This window comes from Microbulbifer halophilus, from assembly GCF_026183675.1.
In the GTDB taxonomy this organism is placed as follows: domain Bacteria; phylum Pseudomonadota; class Gammaproteobacteria; order Pseudomonadales; family Cellvibrionaceae; genus Microbulbifer; species Microbulbifer halophilus.
The window spans coordinates 1-15,339 of sequence record NZ_JAPIVK010000002.1; the positions used below are offsets into that span (position 1 = coordinate 1).

The 15,339-nt window shown below is 63.4% G+C and carries 17 protein-coding genes; 7 read left to right on the forward strand and 10 right to left on the reverse strand.

Annotation, left to right across the window (positions count from 1 at the left end; all coding sequences use genetic code 11):
• Window positions 1–87: 87 nt before the first annotated feature.
• The 5 genes from OQE62_RS01025 to OQE62_RS01045 form a co-directional block, all read right to left on the reverse strand.
• A complete protein-coding gene (locus tag OQE62_RS01025; RefSeq protein ID WP_265720123.1) occupies window positions 88–405 on the reverse strand; it encodes a Nif3-like dinuclear metal center hexameric protein in 318 nt (105 codons plus the stop codon).
• Window positions 406–493: 88 nt separating this feature from the next.
• Window positions 494–1,348, reverse strand: a complete 855-nt coding sequence (gene trxA, locus OQE62_RS01030; RefSeq protein ID WP_265720124.1) for a thioredoxin — start codon at window positions 1,346–1,348, stop codon at window positions 494–496.
• Window positions 1,349–1,373: 25 nt separating this feature from the next.
• The gene (locus tag OQE62_RS01035; protein WP_265720125.1) at window positions 1,374–1,754 is read right to left on the reverse strand and encodes an MmcQ/YjbR family DNA-binding protein; all 381 of its coding nucleotides are present in this window, start codon (window positions 1,752–1,754) and stop codon (window positions 1,374–1,376) included.
• A gap of 6 nt (window positions 1,755–1,760) precedes the next feature.
• Window positions 1,761–3,122, reverse strand: a complete 1,362-nt coding sequence (locus OQE62_RS01040; protein ID WP_265720126.1) for a hypothetical protein — start codon at window positions 3,120–3,122, stop codon at window positions 1,761–1,763.
• Window positions 3,123–3,238: 116 nt separating this feature from the next.
• Window positions 3,239–3,445 (reverse strand): hypothetical protein, encoded by a 207-nt coding sequence (locus tag OQE62_RS01045; RefSeq protein ID WP_265720127.1) that lies wholly within the window; start codon window positions 3,443–3,445, stop codon window positions 3,239–3,241.
• Window positions 3,446–3,564: 119 nt separating this feature from the next.
• Between OQE62_RS01045 and OQE62_RS01050 the strand changes: the two genes are divergently transcribed.
• A complete protein-coding gene (locus tag OQE62_RS01050) occupies window positions 3,565–4,461 on the forward strand; it encodes a LysR substrate-binding domain-containing protein (RefSeq protein WP_265720128.1) in 897 nt (298 codons plus the stop codon).
• A gap of 5 nt (window positions 4,462–4,466) precedes the next feature.
• On the opposite strand, the gene OQE62_RS01055 is transcribed toward OQE62_RS01050, so the two are convergent.
• A complete protein-coding gene (locus tag OQE62_RS01055; protein ID WP_265720129.1) occupies window positions 4,467–5,357 on the reverse strand; it encodes a LysR family transcriptional regulator in 891 nt (296 codons plus the stop codon).
• A gap of 45 nt (window positions 5,358–5,402) precedes the next feature.
• Here OQE62_RS01055 and OQE62_RS01060 point away from each other — a divergent pair, with 45 nt between their 5' ends.
• The 3 genes from OQE62_RS01060 to OQE62_RS01070 all read left to right on the forward strand — a co-directional run bounded on the left by OQE62_RS01060 (window position 5,403) and on the right by OQE62_RS01070 (window position 7,604).
• Complete coding sequence (locus OQE62_RS01060) at window positions 5,403–6,143, forward strand: Mut7-C RNAse domain-containing protein (RefSeq protein ID WP_265720130.1); 741 nt, start codon at window positions 5,403–5,405, stop codon at window positions 6,141–6,143.
• 326 nt (window positions 6,144–6,469) lie between these two features.
• On the forward strand, window positions 6,470–6,832 hold the full coding sequence (locus OQE62_RS01065; RefSeq protein WP_265720131.1) for an MbcA/ParS/Xre antitoxin family protein: 363 nt from the start codon (window positions 6,470–6,472) through the stop codon (window positions 6,830–6,832).
• A 28-nt stretch (window positions 6,833–6,860) separates the two neighbouring features.
• Window positions 6,861–7,604 (forward strand): RES family NAD+ phosphorylase, encoded by a 744-nt coding sequence (locus tag OQE62_RS01070; protein WP_265720132.1) that lies wholly within the window; start codon window positions 6,861–6,863, stop codon window positions 7,602–7,604.
• A 38-nt stretch (window positions 7,605–7,642) separates the two neighbouring features.
• Here the strand turns inward: OQE62_RS01070 and nhaA are convergent, their stop codons facing one another.
• Complete coding sequence (gene nhaA, locus OQE62_RS01075) at window positions 7,643–9,088, reverse strand: Na+/H+ antiporter NhaA (RefSeq protein ID WP_265720133.1); 1,446 nt, start codon at window positions 9,086–9,088, stop codon at window positions 7,643–7,645.
• 94 nt (window positions 9,089–9,182) lie between these two features.
• On the opposite strand from nhaA, the gene OQE62_RS01080 reads away from it, so the two are divergent.
• Complete coding sequence (locus tag OQE62_RS01080) at window positions 9,183–9,938, forward strand: TlyA family RNA methyltransferase (protein WP_265720134.1); 756 nt, start codon at window positions 9,183–9,185, stop codon at window positions 9,936–9,938.
• Window positions 9,939–10,091: 153 nt separating this feature from the next.
• Here OQE62_RS01080 and OQE62_RS01085 read toward each other — a convergent pair whose 3' ends face one another.
• From OQE62_RS01085 to OQE62_RS01095, 3 genes are all read right to left on the reverse strand, one after another.
• A complete protein-coding gene (locus OQE62_RS01085; protein WP_265720135.1) occupies window positions 10,092–10,313 on the reverse strand; it encodes a DUF1272 domain-containing protein in 222 nt (73 codons plus the stop codon).
• 112 nt (window positions 10,314–10,425) lie between these two features.
• A complete protein-coding gene (locus OQE62_RS01090) occupies window positions 10,426–10,770 on the reverse strand; it encodes a 4a-hydroxytetrahydrobiopterin dehydratase (RefSeq protein ID WP_265720136.1) in 345 nt (114 codons plus the stop codon).
• A gap of 355 nt (window positions 10,771–11,125) precedes the next feature.
• On the reverse strand, window positions 11,126–12,316 hold the full coding sequence (locus OQE62_RS01095; protein ID WP_265720137.1) for an acetyl-CoA C-acyltransferase: 1,191 nt from the start codon (window positions 12,314–12,316) through the stop codon (window positions 11,126–11,128).
• Window positions 12,317–12,562: 246 nt separating this feature from the next.
• Between OQE62_RS01095 and OQE62_RS01100 the strand changes: the two genes are divergently transcribed.
• Together OQE62_RS01100 and OQE62_RS01105 are read left to right on the forward strand one after the other, a co-directional pair.
• Complete coding sequence (locus OQE62_RS01100) at window positions 12,563–13,159, forward strand: LemA family protein (RefSeq protein WP_265720138.1); 597 nt, start codon at window positions 12,563–12,565, stop codon at window positions 13,157–13,159.
• A gap of 182 nt (window positions 13,160–13,341) precedes the next feature.
• Complete coding sequence (locus tag OQE62_RS01105) at window positions 13,342–15,330, forward strand: M48 family metallopeptidase (protein ID WP_265720139.1); 1,989 nt, start codon at window positions 13,342–13,344, stop codon at window positions 15,328–15,330.
• Window positions 15,331–15,339 lie beyond the last annotated feature (9 nt).

The following is a 15,339-nucleotide window of genomic DNA, read 5'->3' on the forward strand; positions in this document are numbered from 1 at the left end:
GGCCAGATAGCCCCTTGAGGGATGTAGGGACAGATGGTATCTACAGGCCGGGGGGGCAAAAGCATACCTGGCGCGGAGAGAGTGCAATCAATTGCAACGGTCGTCCAGCTTCCACAGATCGAACGCCGGCTCCTCGTAGGGATGCGCCTCGCGCAGCGCCGCCAGTGTGGCGTCTACCAGCTCGTCCGCGCAGACCATCTCCACCCGGTATTCATCCACCTTCTCCACTTCGCCGGTCCGGCCGATAAACGGCTGGCTACCGTCCAGTGGCCGAAACTGGCCGGTGCCCTTGAGTTGAAAACAGCAGGAATCGTAATCGCCGATACGGCCGGCACCGGCGGCGAACAGGGCCCGCTTGACCTCTTCGGTGTGGGTTTCCGGAATATAGACGCAGAGTTTGTACACAAATCCTCCGGTTCACTGTAGCGACAAGCCTGGCGTAGGTTGGGGTGGGCCCTGCAAACTCCAACAGGGCCCGCCCCGGTGAAGCGGATCAATAGAGCAGCGTCATCAACTTGCGCTGATACTGGACCGCCAGCGGATCGCCGGTACCGAGACTCTTGATGATATCCAGGTAGGCCTGCTTCGCGGCGCCGTCGGCGTAGTTGAGGTCGCTGCGCAGCACGTTCAGCAGCAGGTCCAGCGCCTCCTGCGGGCGGTGGGTCTGGCTGTACTGTACCGCCAGTTTGTAGGCGGATTCGAAATCTTCCGGGTTCTGTTCCAGCGCCTGCTGCAGGCCCTTGATCTCCGGCGATTCGGCCGCCTGCTGTTTGAGCTCCAGTTGCGACATCAACTGCTGGTAGTCGCTGTCCTGGTCCGCCAGCAGGATCTGTCCCAACACTGTCTCCGCCTCGGGCACGCGATTCTGCTCCAGCAGCACCGCCGCGAGCTGCTTGGCGATATCGGCGCGCTCGCCGGATTCATTGTAGGCCTGGCGCAACACCGGCAGGGCCTCGTCCAGTTTGCCCTCGCCCACCAGCTGTTTGCCCTGCTCGAACTTCAGGTCCCAGGGCTTGGGCAGGTACTTGTCCAGCATCTCGCGGATCTGCTTTTCCGACTGGGCGCCGGCAAAGCCATCTACCGGCTGGCCCTCTTTTAGCACCATCACCGTGGGCAGGCTGCGCACCCCCAGCTGGCCGGCCAGCATCTGTTCGGTATCCGCGTTGACCTTCGCCAGCAGGAACTGGCCGTCGTACTCCTTCGCCAGCTTTTCCAGCACCGGCATCAGTTGCTTGCACGGCTCGCACCAGTCCGCCCAAAAATCCACCACCACCGGGCGCTTCATCGACTCCTCGATCAGCACCTGCTGGGCGTTATCCTGGGTTACATCGACAATAAATTCGTTCACAACTGCTCCTGATTCCAAAATCCGCCTATCGGTAGATCGTATCCGGACCGTAGGCCAGCTCCAGCGCCTCGCGCTCCACTCTGCGCAGGCCCCTGACCACCAGCCCGTAGGATTGATCCACCATCCGCTCCACCTCGTAGTCCGGCACACTGCCATCCAGCAGGACGGTGTTCCAGTGTTTCTTGTTCATATGATAACCGGGAAGTACGCCGGTGAAGATATCCCGCAGCGCCTGGGCCTCGCCCGGGTCGCACTTTAGATTGGTGCGGGCCAGATCGTTTTCAATGCCAAGGGTCGCGAACATCCTGCCCTTGACCTTGAACACCGCCACGCCCGGTCCGAAGGGAAAGTCTTCGGCGGCCTCGGGGCGGGACAGCAGATAGTCGCGCGCTGAGTCGTAGTCCATTTTGCCTTACCAGTCGAGAGATGAGGGCAGCCGGGGCGAGGACAGCAGCTTGCCGAAACGCTGCCAGCGCTCGCCCGGCGAGGACGCGCCCCGCTCCACATAGTCCGCCACCAGCTGCTTGCCCCAGTTGTAGTTGATTACATAGGCACCGTAGGCATCCACGAAGCGCTTGCGCTGGGCGGCCTTTTCCGGGCTCTTGACGGTGTATTTCCGGAACAGCGCCACCACCTCGTCGCCGTCGATCTCACCATCGATATACTGGCGGGCAATCTCGTTGCCGGCGTAACCGAGTCTTTCAATCAACTCCAGTACCCGGTCGTATTTCTCCGCGCTCGCCGGATCCAGTCCGGCCAGCGGATAGAGCACTTCCTTTTCGAACGCGGTTTTCTCGTCGCCGGGAAAGGCGAGCTCGATACCGTAGTTGGCGCTGCCCTCGGCGATCAGGGACTGGGGGCTGAATAGCGGGTAGACGCTGTACTCCACCCAGCCGCGCTTGTCGACCAGCTCCTGTTCCAGCAGTGCGTTGTAAGTGTGGTGGCCGGGATAGCCCTCGTGGCAGCCGAGGTCGATGGCGCGGTCGATCATCACCGGCAGCCCGGTGTTGATCTGGATCAGGCTGCGGGCGCCACCCTGATACCAGTTGTAGCCGCTCCAGGGTTTGTCGGTAACGTATTCCAGCTCGAAGTGTTCACCGGCCGGCAGCCGGACATGCTGCTTCGTGCGCTCGCGGCAGGCGTCGATGGCGGCGTCGAAGACCGCCTGCATCTTGTCGTCGGGGATCACGAACTGCTTTTTGAAGGCCTGCACGCGCCGATGTAGCGGCCCGTCGCCGGGCAGCAGTTCGTCCAGTTCTGCCAGTACCGGCTCGAACTCGGTCAGTTTCTGTTGCGGCGGCCGGGTATCGTAAAGAAGCTGCACTTCGCGCTCGAAATCCGGCTCGGCGGTTCCGGCCAGTTGGCGGGCGTGGGCACGCACCGCGCGCAACTGTGTTTTCAGGTAGTGCCGGCGCAGGTTTTCGATATCGCCATGCGCGGGAATCTTCTCCGGCAGCTGTTGCATCAGCTCTTGTGCGCGCCGGGCGATATCGGCGGGGGCCGCCCCGCTCGCCGCTGCCTTCTCCTCCCACTCTGCGGGACCGTAGTAGGCATCGACATAGCTCTCGTCGTGATTGCCCAACTCCAGCACCAGTACCACATAGTCCCGCGCCAGGCGATCCATATCCACTGCCTCTTCCACCGGCGATCCGGCACCGGCCTGTGTATCGCTTTCCGGCTCCGAGGACGACTGCCGGTCGCCGCCACAAGCGCTCAAGGCGGAGATCATCGCCACTGCGGCCAGGAATTTGAGCGGCGGCTGCAAGTATTTCATACCGGTATCCCTGCTTTATGGTCATTATTGGTTCCGTCGGGACGGGCGCTTTGTGGGCCCGCAAACAGAGTGCCGGTAATCCTAGGCGAAATCGCTCCGCAGTGTAACTGTCCTGCTCAAGCCGCACCGCGGCGCGGTGGCTTATCGCCGCGCTCGACACGCCGGCGGCAGCGCAGGCGGTGGATCAGTATGCGGACCCCGTTGCCGATCGCGGTCAGCAGCCCGAGCGGGGGCATGGCCGGCATATACAGCGGCGGCTCGGGGGGACGGGGACGCAGTTTCAGATCACAGTTGCAGGCCGGGGAACGCTTGCCATCGGACATCAGTTTCTCCTCTCTCGTCGGTGCGGCCGCTTTCGTGAAAGGAAGAGTGCCCCGGCTCGATTGTTAAATACAGCGAAAATATCTACAGTGAGCTTTCAGAAAAATTGAAAGGTACAGTCATGGCCACCCTCACTCCGACAATGCCGGCCACTCCCGCCCCGCTATTGGATACCGAGCTGCTGCGCACCTTTGTCACCATCGCCGAGTGCGGGAGTTTCACCCGGGCCGCCCGCCAGGTATTCCGCACCCCCTCGGCCCTGAGCATGCAGATCAAAAGGCTGGAGGAAACCCTGGGGCGCGCCCTGTTCGTGCGCGAGGCGCGCCGGGTGAGACTGACACCGGACGGCGAAATACTGTTGGGCTACGGGCGCCGTTTGCTGAAGTTGAACGAAGAGGCAGTGGGCCGGTTCCTCTCTCCGGCGCTCGAGGGTCGGCTGCGGCTCGGAACCCCTGACGATGTGGGCACGCGTATCCTGCCCCGGGCACTCACCCAGTTCGCCCGCTCGCATCCGGCGGTGCAGGTGGATGTAGCCGTGGGCCGCAGTTCGGAGCTGACGCGACAGCTGGATGCCAACGAACTCGATGTGGCGCTGATCACTGCCGGCAACACCGACTCGACAGGGGAAGGCGGGCAATTGATCCACACAGAGCCGCTGGTCTGGGCCGCGCGCGACGGTGGTGTCGCCGCACAGCGCGAACCACTGCCCCTGGCGCTCGCCGGCCCGAATTGCGTATGGCGGGGTATGGCGCTGGCGGCCCTGGACGAGGCCGGCATCGGCTATCGGATCGCCTATACCAGCGAGCACTGCGCGGCCCAGGAGGCGGCCATATTGGCCGACCTGGCGGTAGCGCCCTTCCCCCTCAGCCTGGTGCGGGCCCCCCTGCGAAAACTGGGAGCCGACTCCGGCCTGCCGCCGCTGGGTGAATACCATATCGCACTGCGTCGGCGACGCGGTGCCGGGCAGGCGGCGGAGGCCCTGGCCGAGCATATGGCGGGAGCATTCCGGGGCGATTAGCGGGACTACCGGCCCCGCTGCAGGCGCTCGCCGATAAAACTGCAGAGGGCGCGCACCCTGCGGGTGTCGCACATATCGCGGTGGGTGAACAGCCACAGATCGGTAACCCAGTCGTTCGGCGGCAGCAGCAGCCGGCACAGTCGGTCATCGCCACCGGCCTGCCACAGACCGAGCGGCGCTATGCCGAAGCCGGCGCGGACGGCATCGGGAAACTGGTCGGCACTGCTGCAGCGCAGTGCTATCTGCCGCTCGGGCACCCAGCGGTCCACCCACTGCGCCGGCGGGTCCGCCGCCGCACCGCGGCTGAGACCGATAAAACGGTGATGATCGATGCGCTCCAGGCTGTCGAAGCTGCCCTTTTCGCGCAGGTATTCCGGGGAGGCGTAAAGACTGTAGCGCAGCGGTGTCACGCTCTGCACGACGCAGTCGGGCATATCCGGCTTGGCTCTCAAACGGATGCCGACATGGGCCTCGCCACGCCGCCGAAAAGGAAAACCGGCATCGGTATCCAGCTCCAGCTTCACGCCGGGATGGCGGCGCTGGAAACACTGCAGCAGTGGTACCACGGGACCGAGCAGGCCGGGGCCCACACCGACCACCAGGGTGCCGCTCAATTGCTCGTCGGCGCCGTGTACACTCCCTACCAATGTATTCAGCTGCGCCTGCATGGATTCCGCCGCGCGCATCAGCTTGCGCCCCGCCTCGGTGGGCACATAGCCGCGGGCATGGCGGTAGAAGAGCCGGGTGCACAGGGATTTCTCCAGCGTATCCACCCGCCGCAGCACCGTGGAGTGGGAGACGCCCAGCTGCTCCGCGGCGCCGGACAGGGTGCCGGCGCGGGCCACCGCCAGCGCATAGTGCACGTGATTCCAGTCGTTGACCTGCAAGTTGCTCATCCTCCGGTTCATTACACTATTGCTACACCGCGAGCGCACCGAAATATGCTCACCGTCTGTTTCCGTTTCTACCGCGAGCTGAACGATTTCCTGCCGCACCGATGGCGGCAGCGAACCTTCGCGCGGGACCTGCCGTTGCCCGGTTCAGTCAAGGATGCGATCGAGAGCCTCGGGGTCCCGCACACCGAGGTCGACCTGATTCTCGTTGACGGTGTCTCCGTTGATTTCGGCTACCGGCTCCGCGATGGCGATCGCGTCAGTGTCTACCCGGTGTTCGAGTCTCTCGATATCGAACCGCTGGTCCGGCTGCGGCCGGAACCGCTGCGCAATCCCCGTTTCGTATTCGACTGCCACCTGGGAAGACTGGCCCGCTACCTGCGCATGCTCGGTTTCGACACACTCTTTTACCGCCAGTGCGATGACGATACGCTGCTGGAGATATCCGTGTCGGACGGGCGCATACTGCTGTCCCGCGACCGCGGCCTGCTGAAACGGCGGCGACTGCGGCGCGGCTACTTTGTCCGCGCAACCCGGCCGCGCCGGCAAATCGCGGAAGTGGTCGAGCGGCTGCAGCTACAGGGAAAGTTCAGGCCCTTCAGCCGCTGCATCGCCTGCAACGGCCCCCTGCACCCGGTTGCCAGTCAGGGCGTGCAGCACCTGCTGCGGGAAAACACCCGGCGCTACTTCCGCCATTTCTTCCAGTGCCGGGACTGCGCGCGGGTCTACTGGAAAGGCAGCCACTACCAGCACATGGAACAGCTGGTCCGGACACTGGCCGCAGAGTGATTGCTCCCGACCGCCGGCGCGGCGCATATTGGCCTTACCAAATAAACAACAACAAAATATTAACATACCAATTAAACAATTTTACAAATTTTGGATAGGCCAATTTGCATTGCACTAGCAATCTCGCTAACCGGTGTCCGATGATCCGGGAGGACACCAATGGATTACCGGCGGCATCAATCTCTCTACTGCTGGATTGCATATCGGGAATAAATTCATTAAATTACCCATATCGATCATTGCAGTATCCCCGCTTTGGAGATATTCGAGCAGTGAATCCCGCACTGGATTACAACAGAATACCGAGGCAGCAACAGGAGCCAGCCGTGCACAAGATACAGGTCGCCCCGGAACAGGCCCTCGCCGAAGGCTTTTTCGGCGCCGCCACAGCCCTCGGGCTGGGCAACAGCGAACTGATGGCCATTCTCGGCCTGAGCCGCTCCTCCCTCGGGCGCCTGAAACAGTCGGGCGCCATCGATCCCCACTCCAAAACCGGCGAGATCGCCATGCTGGTGATCCGCATCTACCGCTCCCTGGTACCGCTGAACGGCGGCGATGCCGACAATATCCGCCACTTTATGCAGACCTATAACCGCCACCTGGGCGGCCGCCCACTGGAGCTGATCCAGCGTATCGACGGTCTGGCGCTCACCTGCAACTATCTGGACGCCCTGCGGGGCGCGGCCTGATCCGCCGGCCACAGGGAAGTTCGATTTCATGAGTATCTGGAAAGAAGCCGGCGGCGCCGACTATGTACAGCCACTGGACGGACAGTGCTGGCGCGTGGTGGAGAGCCAGCGCCAGGTGGCCACGGTGGCAATCACCAGCAGCCTGGAGAGCCAGGCGGTACTGGAGGAACTGCTGGAAACCCACAGCAAACCGCCGCTGCCACCGGCGGCGGCCGATCTCCACTACCTGCTCGGCTCACCCTTCCGCTACCCGCCGCTACTGTGGGGCTCGCGCTTCGGACGCCGGTTCGAGCCGGGCATCTTCTACGGCGCGGTCAAGCTGGACACGGCCCTGGCGGAGTGCGCCTTCTACCGTTTTGTCTACCTCTCGGGGATGGAGGCGCCGCCCCCCAATCGCATCAACGCCCAGCACACAGCTTTCACACTGCGCTACCGCTGCGAGCGGGCGGTGCTACTGCAGCAGCCACCGTTTGACGGCTATCCGTCGCTGAGCTCCCCCAGCAGCTATCGCGACAGCCAGGAGCTCGGCAGTGAACTGCGGGAAAACGCCGTGCAATTGGCCCAGTTCCGCTCGGCGCGGGACGGCAACGGCGGCATCAACGTGGCGGTGTTCGACCCGGCGGCACTGGTGAGCCGTCGCCCCGGGCGAGAGACGGGGTTTTACTCCCAGGCGACACCGGAACGGGTGGAGTTCAAGGTGGGCAGCCGCCTGTACCAGTTCAGGCGCGGCGAATTCGAGGTAGACGGGCAGCTTCCGGTGCCGCCCGGTTAGCGGCGGATTGCGGAGCGGGCCCGTAAGCGAGGGCCCGCTTACGGGGACGGCCCGTTTGAGTCTCGCGGTTCCTCCTCGAAGCTATCGTCGGCCGCGGGCACGAGCTCCTCTTCGGACATCGGCGCCCGGCTCAGCACGGTGAAGCCGGCGATGCCCGCAATGATCGATGCCAGCAGCACCCCCGCCTTGGCCTGCACCAGCAGCTCCGGCCGGCCGGCAAACGCCAGCTCCGAAATGAAGATCGACATGGTGAAACCGATCCCGCCGAGCAGCGCCACACCAATGATGTGGTGAAAACTGGCCCCCCGCGGCAGGTTGCCGAATCCCAGCTTCCAGCCGAGCCAGGTCGCCCCGACAATCCCCACCAGCTTGCCGCACACCAGCCCGCCGATTACCCCCATGGTGACCGAATTGAACACCGCATCGCGGCTGGTGAAGCTGTCGATCGGGATGCCGGCGTTCGCCAGCGCAAAAATCGGGATCACCAGAAACGCCACCGGTGTATGCAGGCGGGTCTCCATCCGTTGCAACGGCGACTGCGCCAGGTTTATGCCGTTATCCAGCGCCATGACCCGGGCGCGCAGAGCGTCGTTGGCAATGATCTTGTCGCCGGGCCGGAAGCAGCGGTCGAAGCTGCGGATGATGTCCTTGACGAAGGTGCTGAAAGCCACCGGATCGTACTTGGGCCGCGCCGGCATCGCCATGGCGGTGATCACCCCGGCCAGGGTCGCGTGCACGCCGGTGACATAGAGCCCGTACCAGAGCAGCACGCCCACAAAGATAAAGGCCGGGGAGCGGCGTACCCCCGCGGCTTTCAACAGCCACATGATGACCACAAGCGCCCCCGAAGCCATCAGCGCGATCATATTCACACTTTCGGTGTACCAGATGGCAATCACCAGGATCGCCCCCAGGTCGTCGACAATCGCCAGTGCCACCAGGAAAGTAACCACTGCCCGCGGCACGCGGTTTCCCAGCAGCGCGATACAGCCCACGGCAAAGGCGATATCCGTGGCCATCGGAATACCCCAGCCGCGCTCGCCGTCACCGCCGGCATTGAAAGCGACGTAGATCAGCGCCGGCACCACCATACCGCCAACCGCCGCCATCACCGGCAGCATCGCCTGCTTCAGGTCGGAAAGTTCCCCCACCAGGAACTCGCGCTTGAGCTCCAGGCCGACAAGGAAAAAGAAGACGGTCATCAGGCCGTCGTTGATCCAGTGGTGCAGGCTGAGGGAAAACTCCCAGTCACCGGCATTGAGGCTGATTGGCATATGCAGCAGGTGCTTGTAGCCCTCCTGCAGGGGGGAATTCGCGATAATCAGCGCCGCCACCGCACACAGCATCAGCAGAATGCCACTGCTGCTCTGGCGGTGGATAAACTCCTCGAACGGAGTGACCAACCGGCCAAAAGCGCTCTCCAGTGGCGCTTCGAATACCTTGCCCTTGCGAATCCTGAATTTGTCCAGACCGCTCTTCGCCATACCGCCTCTAAACCAGCGAACTTCTCCTGAAAGGATAGAGGTTCTGCCAGCCAGGCGTTAGCATGTCGCCGGTTTCCCTAACGAACGCCCCCGTATGACACGCCTGGATCGACTGTTGGTAGAGCGCAATCTCGCCAATTCCCGCACTCACGCCAAAAAACTGGTGGACGCGGGCCGTGTACGGCTGGGTTCCGGCGGTGACTGGGAGGTCGCCAGGAAGGCGGGCCAGTCGGTGGGCGAAGACCGGGAGTTACGCGTGACGCCCCTGCCGGAAGATTGCTATGTGTCCCGCGCGGGGCTGAAGCTGGCGGCAATCCTCGACCACACGGGCCTGGACCCGAGCGGCTGGCGCGCACTGGATGTGGGTTGCTCCACCGGCGGTTTCAGCGACTGCCTGTTACAGCGCGGCGCAGCGCTGGTGGTGGGTGTGGATGTGGGGCGCGACCAACTGGCCCCGAAATTGCGCGACCATCCCCGCATGCAACTGTTCGAGGGCATCAACGCCCGCCACCTGCGGGCGGCGCAACTTTCACCCTACGGAGATACCGGCTTCGACGCCGTGGTGATGGATGTCTCTTTCATTTCCCAGACACTGATTCTGCCGCAGCTGCCCCCCTTGCTGAAACGCGGCGGCCGGTTACTGAGCCTGGTCAAGCCGCAATTCGAAGTGGGGCCCGAGCATATCGGTAAGGGCGGCCTGGTGCGCGATGAAGCCCTCCACGCACAAGTGCGCGAAAAAATCACCGGCCTCTGCCGCGATCTGGGGCTGGCAGTGCGGGGCTATATCGACAGCCCGATCCGAGGCGGCGACGGCAACCGCGAGTTTCTGCTCTGGGCCGTGCGCGTGTAGGAGATGTCCATCCCGGAGCAGACTCCGCAATCCAATACGCTCGCCCAGCTACAACGGCCCACTAGGGCAGACTGGTATTCGCACTGTTTCAGCAGCAGCCGGCACGACGGTCGAATTTTTTCAGTTTAAACTGGCTCTCGGACGGAAACAGTTTCAGACCAGCAGCTTCTCCAGCTTGGCCTTGAAACCCTGGTCGGGTACTTCGGTAGGAGAGCGGGTGCGGGCGGGCCGCTGTACCAGTTCAGCCTGGCAGCTGGGGCAACGGTGCTCCAGCTGTTCCGCACACTGGGGACAGAAAGTATTTTCAAAAGAGCAGATGAAGGCCCGATCGGTCAGCCCCAGCGAGGCACTGCAGCGCTCGCACGTAGACTTCATTCGCAACATGGCAGCCCCGTCATTATCCGGATTCCAGACGCACTGTGCGCCGTGTACGGCGGCCCCGGTTTCCGGGACCGCCACTCGGGTCAAAGGCGGCTGCCTGGTCGGCTTATTCCGCCTCTACCCGTTGGTCGGTGCGCGCGGCCATGATGAAGTCGTTCTTGTGCAACCCACCGGCCTCGTGGCTCCACCAGGTTACGGTCACCTTGCCCCACTCGGTCAACAGCGCCGGATGGTGGCCGACTTCCTCCGCAATCGCACCCACGCGATTCGTGAACGCCAGCGCCTGCTTGAAATTGCGAAACTTGAATACGCGTTCAAGTTGCATGACACCGTCGCGGGTAACCGGCGTCCAGTCGGGAATTTCCCGCAGCAGTTCAGTCAGTTCTTCATCGCTGACCAGCGGCGCATCGGCGCGGCATGCTTCACACGCTTGTTGGGCAAGTTCAGTCATGAAAAGGTCCTCAAAAAATTTAAATTATTATCGAATTTGAGCGGGACCTCACTCTAACCGCGGCCTATGCACGAAACAAGCACGCCGCAAAGAAACGCATTTTATGTGGTTTCCGGTCCCCGTTATGGGACAGAGTGCTAAAAATGGACAGACCGTGCGCCAGGGGGGACACAAACACCGGAAAGGGCAAAAACTTCAGGCAAGAAAATTCCCCGCGCCCAATCAGGTGTATTCCCGGCAACGCCGCCGTGATCGGCGGCCTATAAAAAAACCGGCCAGTAACAAAAAAGGAGTCCAGAGGACTCCTTCTTCATTTGGCCGTGGAAGAGGCATAAGCCCCGTTTCAAAGCGCCGGTCAGACGCGCTCAATCGCCACGGCTGTCGCCTCGCCGCCACCGATGCAGAGGCTGGCAACCCCTTTTTTCAGGTCGCGCTTTTCCAGTGCCGCCAGCAGCGTCACCAGAATGCGCGCGCCGCTGGCGCCCAGCGGGTGACCCAGCGCACAGGCGCCGCCGTTGACGTTCACCTTGTCGTGGGGCAGATCCAGCTCGCGCATCGCGGACAGGGTGACCACGGCGAAGGCCTCGTTGATCTCGTACAGATCCACTTCATCGGCGGACCAGCCGGTTTTTTCCAGCAGTTTCTGCATCGCCCCCACCGGCGCGGTGGTAAACCACTCCGGCTCCTGGGCAAACTGGGTCTGGCCGCGCAGTACCGCCAGCACCTTCAGGCCGCGAGCCTTCGCTTCGCTCTCGCGCATCAGCACCACCGCGGCGGCACCGTCGGATATGGAGCTGGCGTTGGCCGCGGTGACCGTGCCATCTTTGCGGAAAGCCGGTTTGAGCTGCGGGATCTTGTCCGGGCGCGCGCTGCCCGGTCCCTCGTCAATACTGATTTCCACATCGCCCCGGCGGCTGGACACGGTCACCGGCGCAACTTCACGCTCGAAGTCACCGCTCTCGATCGCCCTGTTGGCGCGGGCCAGGGATTCGATCGCAAAGTTGTCCTGCTGCTCACGGGTAAAGCTGTACTTGTCTGCGGTGCATTCGGCAAAGGCGCCCATCAGTTTGCCGTCGTAGGCATTTTCCAGGCCGTCCAGAAACATATGGTCGAGCACCTCGCCGTGTCCCAGGCGCATGCCGCCGCGGGCCTTGGGCAGCAGATAGGGGGCATTGCTCATGCTCTCCATGCCGCCGGCGACCACCACTTTGGCATCTCCCGACAGCAGCGCATCGCGGCCCATCATCACGGTCTTCATGCCGGAGCCGCACACCTTGTTGACGGTGCTGGTGGGCGTACCGGCGGGGATATCGGCGCCCAGGGCCGCCTGGCGCGCCGGGGCCTGGCCGACACCGGCCGGCAGGACGCAGCCCATCAACACTTCGCTGACATCGGCGGGGGCCACGCCCGCATCGCCGAGTGCCGCGCCAATCGCCGCGGCGCCCAGCTCCGGGGCGCTGACGGCGGAAAGCCCCCCCTGCATGGCGCCCATGGGCGTGCGCGCCATACCGACTATCACCACCGGATCTGAAGTTACATCGCTCATACTGGCTGCTCCCAAATCTGTGCCGCGGCCTCATATCCCGGACAACGGCGAAATATTTATTGCGCCGGCATTATAACCGAAGCGATCCCTTCCGCGGCCATCCGCCTTTGGTAGGTCCACCGTGATAACTCAGGTTCCGGAGTCGAAGGTGCTTGTCGATGGCACCCCGTTGCGGTTCCGGCACTGAATCCCGCAACCCGAGGTGATAAGATCGACGCCAACAATCACAATACGGGCGAATACAATATGGAGATTTCAACCATCGTCTGGCTGATCGCCATCGCCGCACTGCTGTTCTACGTAGTGGGCATTTACAACAAACTGGTTTCCCTGAAAAATCGATATGAAAACGCCTTTGCACAGATCGAAGTGCAACTGAAACGCCGCTACGACCTGATCCCCAACCTGGTGGACACCGCCAAAGGCTACCTGAAGCACGAACGCGAGACACTGGAAGCGGTGACCAACGCCCGCAACACCGCCCTCACCGGCCTCAAACACGCCGCCGACAACCCGGGCAACCCGAACGCCATCGCCGATCTGGGGCACGCCGAGGGCGCACTGGCCAGTGCGCTGGGGCGCCTGAATGTGGTGATGGAGGCCTATCCGGACCTCAAGGCCAACCAGAACATGATGCAGCTCACCGAGGAGCTGACCAGCACCGAGAACAAGGTCGCTTTCGCCCGCCAGGCGTTCAACGACTCGGTGATGGCATACAACATCTACAAGCAGAGCTTCCCGCCGGTGTTCTTCGCCGGCTTCTTCGGCCACCGAGCCGATGGGCGACTGCTGGAGTTCGCCGACTCCGAGGCCATGCAGGCCGCACCGCGGGTCGAATTCTGAGCGGGAATCCTGCACGGGATCGGGCGGGATTGTTCCCCCACCTGCCCCCGAAACTTGAGTTCAAGGCTTCTTACAGCTGAGATTTCGGGGTTCGGCGTAGCTGGCAATGGCGCACCCCGCTCCGGCTCCCCGAAACTGCCCCCGAAACTTGAGAAACCAAGGACACACTCCGGGAATACCAAATGAACTTCTTCGAATACCAGGATCGGGCGCGCCGCAACAGCGGCCTGCTGGTGGGACTGTTCGCGCTGGCGGTGGTACTGCTGATCGGCATCACCACCCTGCTCTCCGCCGCGATGGTGGCCTGGTCCCGCGGCCAGGCGTTTTCCCCGACCAATATCGACGGGCTCCTGGGCTGGGATACCGTGGCCGCGATCGCGCTGGCCATCGCCGCAGTCATCGCCCTGGGCAGCCTCTACAAATTGCGCCAGATGGCCGCCGGCGGTCGCGCGGTGGCGGAATCCCTGGGCGGGCGCAAGATCAATGTCGCGCAGCACTCCGCCGCGGAAAAGCGCGCCCTCAATGTGGTGGAGGAAATGGCCATCGCCTCCGGCACGCCGGTGCCGGATGTGTACCTGCTCGAAGACGACGCCATCAACGCCTTCGCCGCCGGCTACCGGCCCACCGACGCGGTGATCGGCCTGACCCGCGGCTGTATCGAGACATTGAACCGCGAAGAGCTGCAGGGCGTGGTCGCACACGAATTCAGCCATATTTTCAACGGCGACATGCGCCTCAACATCCGCATTGTCGGCCTGCTGAACGGCATCCTGATCATCGGCCTGCTGGGCCACTGGCTGCTGCGCGGCAGCTACTTCGGATCCCGCGGCAACCGCAGCCGCATGGCATTCCTCGGTATTGGCGCAGGCCTGATCGCAATCGGCTATACCGGCACATTTTTCGGCAACCTGATCAAGTCCGCGGTGAGCCGCCAGCGGGAGTATCTCGCCGACGCCTCGGCCGTGCAGTTCACCCGCACCAACACCGGTATCGCCGGCGCACTGAAGAAAATCGGCGGCTACAGCGGCGGTTCGCAGCTCGCCTCCAACCGCGCGGCGGAATTCAGCCATATGTATTTCGCCAGCGGCCTGAAAAGATCCTTCGCCAACATCTTTTCCACCCATCCGCCGCTGGAGGACCGTATCGGGCGGCTGGACCCGCACTGGAACGGGCAATTTTCCCGGGTCGACCAGGGCGCCGGCATCGCCGCGAGCCCGGAACAGGATGCGCAGGTGGCGGGGATGGCCCCGACCGCGGGCGGTCCCGCAAGCTACGAAACCATCGCCGACGCGGTGGACAATCGTATCGGCCACCCCGACGAACGACAGGCGGACTACGGCCGGCAACTGCTGGCGGCCGTCCCCCCGGCACTGCAACAGGCGGCCCACGACCCCTTCGCCGCGCGGGCGCTGGTCTACCGCCTGCTGTTTTGCGAGGACCCGGACCAGCGGCAACAGCAGCGACAACTACTGCAGCGGAACGCGCACCCCGCGGTTTTCCGCGAGATGCAACGGCTGGAGCCGCAACTGGCCTCCCTGCCCGCCAATGCGCGCCTGCCGCTGATCGACCTCTGCGTACCGGCGCTCAAATCGCTGGTGCCGCAGCAGTACCAGGTATTCAAACGCAACCTGATCAAACTGTTGCGCAGCGACAATCGCGTGGAGCTGTGGGAATGGGCCCTCTACCGGGTGCTGATGCACGCCCTCGAGGGTAGGCCGGACCGGCAGCGCCTGTCGGACAAGCGCGGCGCCCAGCGGGACGCCAACGCCTTCCTGCTGGCCGCCATAGCGCACACCGGCCACCACCAGTACCTGGATGCCAAACGCGCCTACGAGGTGGGCCTGAAGTCCCTTCGGCAGGCGTTCCCGAGACAACAACAGGCCGCCACCCCGCTGCCCGCGGCTTCGGACATCACCCTGCAGCGGCTCGACAAGGCCCTGGCGATAGCGGAAAGTGCCACGCCGCTGAGCAAGCCGGCACTGCTGAAAGCCATGGCGGCCACCATGGCTCACGACGGGAAAATCGAGGCGAGGGAGATCGAGCTGTTGCGCGCCATCGCCGACAGCCTGGACTGCCCGATGCCGCCGGTTCCCGGTAATGATCGAAGATCAGAGATCGAAAGCCAGTGGACGGACCAGCCACATGGCCAGAGCGCACACTCCAGCCTTTGATACCTGTTA